5 protein-coding genes and 1 pseudogene are annotated in these 6,000 nt (G+C 59.8%); 4 read left to right on the top strand and 2 right to left on the bottom strand.

The window, feature by feature from the left end; genetic code table 11:
• Positions 1–207: pseudogene (locus ACFW6D_RS29870) on the top strand (IS630 family transposase); the annotation flags it as partial.
• Between the two features lie 443 nt (positions 208–650).
• On the top strand, positions 651–1,646 hold the full coding sequence (locus ACFW6D_RS29865) for a hypothetical protein (protein WP_379333628.1): 996 nt from the start codon (positions 651–653) through the stop codon (positions 1,644–1,646).
• A gap of 174 nt (positions 1,647–1,820) precedes the next feature.
• Here ACFW6D_RS29865 and ACFW6D_RS29860 read toward each other — a convergent pair whose 3' ends face one another.
• Both ACFW6D_RS29860 and ACFW6D_RS29855 read right to left on the bottom strand, forming a co-directional pair.
• On the bottom strand, positions 1,821–2,774 hold the full coding sequence (locus tag ACFW6D_RS29860) for a DUF2971 domain-containing protein (RefSeq protein ID WP_379333626.1): 954 nt from the start codon (positions 2,772–2,774) through the stop codon (positions 1,821–1,823).
• Positions 2,775–3,367: 593 nt separating this feature from the next.
• Complete coding sequence (locus ACFW6D_RS29855) at positions 3,368–3,904, bottom strand: hypothetical protein (RefSeq protein ID WP_379333624.1); 537 nt, start codon at positions 3,902–3,904, stop codon at positions 3,368–3,370.
• Positions 3,905–4,276: 372 nt separating this feature from the next.
• Here ACFW6D_RS29855 and ACFW6D_RS29850 point away from each other — a divergent pair, with 372 nt between their 5' ends.
• Together ACFW6D_RS29850 and ACFW6D_RS29845 are read left to right on the top strand one after the other, a co-directional pair.
• The gene (locus ACFW6D_RS29850) at positions 4,277–4,576 is read left to right on the top strand and encodes a helix-turn-helix domain-containing protein (protein WP_379333622.1); all 300 of its coding nucleotides are present in this window, start codon (positions 4,277–4,279) and stop codon (positions 4,574–4,576) included.
• Positions 4,573–5,841, top strand: coding sequence for a type II toxin-antitoxin system HipA family toxin (locus tag ACFW6D_RS29845; RefSeq protein WP_379333620.1), 1,269 nt, complete (start codon positions 4,573–4,575; stop codon positions 5,839–5,841). The genes ACFW6D_RS29850 and ACFW6D_RS29845 overlap by 4 nt, the downstream gene beginning before the upstream one ends.
• The last annotated feature ends 159 nt before the right edge of the window (positions 5,842–6,000 follow it).

Raw genomic sequence — 6,000 nt, 5'->3', positions numbered from 1 at the left:
ATGAACATGGTCGAGGTGTGGTTCGGCATCATCGAACGCCAAGCCATCCACCGCGGGACCTTCCGCAACGTGCGCGAGTTGACGACCAAGATCCGCGAGTTCATCAACGGCTGGAACCCGAGAGCGAAGCCCTTCGTCTGGACCAAGACCGCTGAGCAGATTTTGGCCAAGGCTGACCGCCGAAGAACTTCAAATACGGCCCACTAGGGCTGCTGCATGCGGTGCCATGCAACAGCCTCGCCGTCGGGTATTGAGGAGCGTGTAACCGACATCTCACGCCAGCCAGTGTTGGCTGCTCTGCATCCCTACTCAGCGTGTTTCCGCCCGCGAAGTCGTGCTGGCGGACCACCGGCAAGCTAGGTACGGCGGCTACAGCCAGCCGGTCCGGAAACCGGGCAATCTCGCCTCCCGCCAATCGGCACGCTCCGCCCCGGACCCACCGCGCTCTTCCCCGCGCCTGTGCCGGAACCCGGTGCAGGGCGCCGATGTCGGTCCACACCGGAACTTCGGCCGCATGGGCGTCACTGAGCGCTCCGCGGCGGGTCAGGTCCGATTGCGCCACGCGCACGCGGTGTCAGAACCCGCTCTGCGATGATGCTGGAATGATTAGTCCGACATCGGGTGCTGCCGATAGCCCCTTGTATCAGGCAATGATCGCCTCCGGAGTTGATTACCGCCCCTGGGAGGGACAACGACTCGACGACGATCAGTGTTTTATTTGCGGTGCTGAGCTGGATCCTTCAACGTACACGAAGGAAGACGTAATCCCGAGATGGATGCAACGCGAGATAGCAAAGCGTAAACACAGTAGACCGTTCATGGAACTACCAAACGAAACAGCTATTGCGCTCGGTAAAATTCTTGTTCCCGCATGTAGGACTTGCAATAATGCCCATCTAAGTGGCCAAGAAAAGTCGATCTCTGGCGCCTTCAAGAAGGGTCCGTTCGAGGTGCGGAAGCTTCCGGAGCAGACGTTACGGATTTGGTTTGCAAAGATCGCATACGGTCTTCGGCGCAACGATTTGCGGCTCAAGCGGGATAGGAGTGACCCTGCATCGCTTACTGTTGCTGCCAGAGGGGATGTCGAGCAATTGGCGCATTTGCACCTATTACTACAGGAGGTGCGTGATGTCGTTTACATTCCTGACCCGCATTCAACCTTCTTCGTATTCGAGGCACAGGAGGCGGACTGTGGAGCCTGTGACTTCGACGCAGCCTTCCCGATCGGCTGGCCTTACCCCGTGATGCTTCGCCTGGGCAATACGGTCGTCATGGGAGCCGTGGACGATAGGCGGCTGCTAACCGTGCTCAGATCGCACTCCGCTTTCAAAGCGGCTGCAAAGCTGAAGCTGCATCCGATTCAAGTAAGGGCGCTGTGGGCAATACTTCTGCATACTGCAACCATGCTGAATCCGAGCAGTGCAACGCTGAGATTCGGAGTGACCGGAAATCGATTGCTGGTGCGGAGTGAACTTGGGGGCGGTCCTGTACTGGACATGACTCGTTCGAAGGTGTCGGTAGATAAGGTACTTCAAAATCTGATTGGAATGCCTGAAGATGAGCTTGCCGCTCAAGGTGGCGCGGTTGGATTGTTGGTAGACAAAAATGGTGACCCCAGGGAGATGGTGTTTGAGCACAATGCTTAACGCACCGCCTGTTGAGCCGTACCGGACTTCAACCCGCAAGGCATCACGCAGTGGTTCTCTAAACCAGAAGTTGGCTTCGAGTTTGCGTCCTGCCACTGCAGGCGCCGATGCTTGAGATGCAGCCCATGCCACACCCACAGGCTGGCGGCGTCGGTAGCACCCAAGTTGGATAACTCAGAGTTCTCGATATGGGATCTCCGATTGGTTTACTGTGACGTCGCCGAAGGCATCCTTTCCGCTTGCAAAATAACGCTCAAGGGAAGCCTTACGAAGTTCGGCAAAAGCACCCGGGCCAACAATCACCTCCTGCACGGCCTTCTTATCGTAACTCACCTTTGCCCGAGGGATTAGGCCAAGACTTCCGGGTGTGAAAAACGACTCGCGGCATCGAGAAATGATTCGATACTCGTGCTCCTCGTAGAATTTCCTATGTTTAAGGGTGCTTACGGCCTCAATGACGGAGTCTGTAAATTTACCGGCAGCTTCATCTGCCTTGGAATTATCCTGCGCTTTGATAGCTTCTATTGTGTCTTTCATGCGGTCTTGAACCATCTGATCGACCCGCTCTCCGACCAGGTGACCTAGGTATATTGCCTTGACAACATGCGGATTCTCGTCACCAGGGGTCGCCGCGCCGCTTTCGGTGACTAGCTGAAGTGAACTCTCTAGCAATTCCGGTTCGAATGCAATGGCGTAGCCTCCATTTGCATATCCTCGCCATTGGCTAAGTTGATCTCGAGATCTTGACAGACACGCAATGAATGGTGCGTGAGTATTTTTCAGGGAACCAGCGTTGGTGGCCAGCCCGGCGGCGATCGCGCGGTACAGATCGGCAACGAACTCGACGCTTTCCGGGCTTGTAGTTTTCTCCGGATTCTGATTGAACCAATCAGCTTGGGATTCGATTATGTCACATATGACACCAATTCCATACTCAAATTCCTGCGAGTCGTTGAGGTAAGCCATATGCGTCAGCCATATTTCACCTGAATCCAGAATGCCTTTTAGTCCGTTTATGTCCGTGTAGTGATACCACTGCTTGTCATTCGAGTACTCTGCATTGATATCCCTCCAAGAGATCTCCGATGCAAGCGCCTGGTCCTCAGTCCAATCCTCTGTGTCAGTCACGCGCCAGAGACTATCGCGCAGCGGAGTTTCCTGGGCGCGAACTTTGGCACCACCTCGCGATGACGTGCAACTCGTGGATAGGCATCGCTCGCTCGATGCTCGGTTGGGCCGTTATTCCTGCCCAAGTTCCGTATCGTCTCGGCGACCGTCCCATCTGGACTCGAAGGACAAGGAGTGTGTAACCGACATCTCACCCCAGCCAACATCGCGACCTCTTCACGTCGCAACCCGGGAGTCCGCCGTCGACCGGCCGCAGGCAGCCCCACTTCGGTTGGGCTCAACCGCTCCCGCCGCGACCGCAGAAAATCGCGCAACTGTTCGCGTCGCCGAGCAGATACCGCACTGACCATGCAACCAAGGTAACAACGTCGGAGTCGCCGCGGCTTCGGTGAGCCGGTTCTACTCGGGGCGAGGCCCGGTACGGTCAGTGGTGGAAGATGCGACTGGTCACCTCGCCGGTGGCGATGAGGGATTTTTTGGTGTCGACGACGCGGACATGGGTCAGAGTCGAAGAGCGGGTTCGGTTCACGACGGTCGCTTCGGCGGTGAATTCGTCGACTCCCGGTGCGAGGTAGTAGACAAGCCGGGGACGACTACGACGATCCGCAAGCGGTGAGCGCCGCGTCCTTCGCGGTGAAGTAGCGGGTCTGGGCTGTAGTGACCACGGCCGAATCGCCGGACCCCAGCGCCAACTTGTTCAGCTCGCTGCCGAAAGCATGTGAGGCGGAAGCATATTCGGTCAAGGCGGTGTTGAGGCTGGTCGAAACCTTGTTGGCGGCCAACGCGCTGTCGACCTTGTCGCCCGAGTCGTCGAGTGCGGTTGCCGCATCCTGGGCGGCGGTCCGCGAGGCCACACGGTCGTCCTTCTCGTCGAGCCGGCGTTTCAACGCGTCGATCTTGAGTTTCACCTGCAGCGCACTGGTCAGAAACGGCCCACACACCGCCCCCTGTGCGGCCCTCGCCTTCGACGACGATGTGGCCGCCGCAGCGCTGACCGAGGTGACATGCGCCGCCCGATCGGCCTCGTTGACAGTGGCCTGCCCGCTCACAGTATCCGCGCATCCGACGGTGATGAGACCGCCGAAAACCGCCACCGCCGCCAAGATCAAACCAGCAATACGCCTGTTCACCGAACCCCCACCGTCGAGTGCCCACAATCCCGATCCCGTTGTGCGACAAGCGCGCCACCGCCGCGCCCGAGCAGAATACAGGCAAGGCCGCGCCCGAAGCTCACCGATTACCCGGTCTCGCCGCCCACCAACCAGCATCGGCGAACCGATCCACCTGACCGCACGTCGCCCGGTCCGATAGTCTCGCCGCCGCGAGTGCGGAAATCGCGCAGTTGTTCGCGCCGACGGGCAGGTGCCGCCCTGGCGATTGAACCGAGGTGGTGGCGACGTAGCGGGCAAATAGCTCGTTACATGCAGAGCGGAACGGCACCCGAACCTGACCTATGGCTAGTGTGCTATCCGTTAACGTAGTTAAAGCGTACTGTACTGACCATGAAGCGTCCCACGTCTCCTATCGTCACACGAAGTGCGAAGCAGCTCGGGGAGTACATGGCAAACTGGCGGAAACTCCAAGGACTGACCGCCGAGCAGGTGGCTCAACGCGCGAACATCACCCGCACAACCTTGCGCAACGTCGAGAACGGAGGGCTCGGCGTGACGATGGAGACATACCTGTCGGTGTTGCACGCCCTCGGCATCCTGCGTGATGCCATCACCGCCATCGACCCATACGAGTCCGATCTCGGACGAGCGCGCGCCGACCAGATCCTGCCGACAAGGGTGCGGCCATGACGACACCGGACAAGCTCGTCGTCGCCATCGACTTGGACGGCGACACTACCGACGCTGCCATCGCTCATTTCAACCGCCGCGGCGGATCGATCAGCACGACCATCCAGTACTTCCCGAGCTACTTGTCGAATCCGCGCGCCTATGCCATCGATCCCGCAATACCGTTGACCGCGGGCAGTTTCAGCGTTCGAGGGTTGCCCGGAGCATTTTCCGACTGTGCCCCCGATCGGTGGGGAAAGAACCTCGTCACCAAACGGCTGGCCGCGCAGGCGCGTGAGCAGGGGCGTCGACCGGCCACCGTGACAGACATCGATCTTCTCGTAGGCGTCGCCGACGCGACCAGGCAGGGCGCTCTGCGCTTTCGTAACGTCGACGAACACGATTTCCTCCACTCCGACTCCTCGATTCCGCCATTGGTCGAACTCCCTCGGCTGCTACGCGCTGCCGATCGCGTGACGTTCGGACCACAGCCGCGCTCCTCCGACCTTGCAGCTATCAAAGAGCTCCTCGGCGCGGGAACCGGCACACTGGGCGGAGCGCGACCGAAAGCATCGATCCGCGATGGGGACCGACTGCTGATCGCGAAGTTCCCACACCAAGACGACGCAGTCGACGTCATGGCTTGGGAATGCACCGCGCTCGACCTGGCACAACGAGCCGGGATCGAGGTTCCCCCGCATCGCATTTCACGAGTTGACGGGCGCACGGTACTGCTGCTCGATCGGTTCGATCGACACCCGTCCACCGGACAACGGGTGGGGTACATCAGCGCGATGACGCTCACCGAACACAGTGATGGAGACGTTGCCGACTACCTGGACCTCGCCGCCGCACTGTCTGTCACCGGGCACCGGCCGAAGGACGACCTAGCTGCGTTGTGGCGCAGGATGGCGTTCTCTGTCGCCATCCACAACACCGACGACCACCTTCGAAATCACGGGTTCCTGCACGTCCGCAATGGTTGGACGCTGGCACCGCTGTTCGATGTGAACCCGGATCCTGACCCGCACAGCGAACGCGTGACCGGGATCTCGGGTGCACGCGCGGCCGACGACGAGATCGACGCGCTGATGACCAGCGCCGCCGAATTCGGCCTGGCACCGAACCAAGCGGCCGCGATCCTCGCTGAGGTGTTCACAGCGACGCGGGATTGGCGAACGGTCGCGACCGCCAACGGCATTCCAGCCCCGCAGGCCACCGTATTCGAATCGACTTTCGACCGGCTACGCGACGAGGCAGGAGTGGCGATCCAACGCTGGCGATGAGCTGTGGGACATCGCTACCGGCCGAATGATCCGACCGATCACGGAATCAAGAAGGGGAGAATGGCGGAAAATGGGCTGGGTGGCGGGCGAAGTGTGGTCGATTACGCCGGCTTCGCCGTGGGTCGGTGATGTCTATGGGGGTGATTGTGGGGAGTTCTA

The sequence above is a fragment of the Nocardia sp. NPDC058705 genome, assembly GCF_042749305.1.
Classification (GTDB): domain Bacteria; phylum Actinomycetota; class Actinomycetes; order Mycobacteriales; family Mycobacteriaceae; genus Nocardia.
The sequence above is the reverse complement of the archived record's forward strand: the minus strand, read 5'-3'. Positions and strand labels throughout refer to the sequence as shown.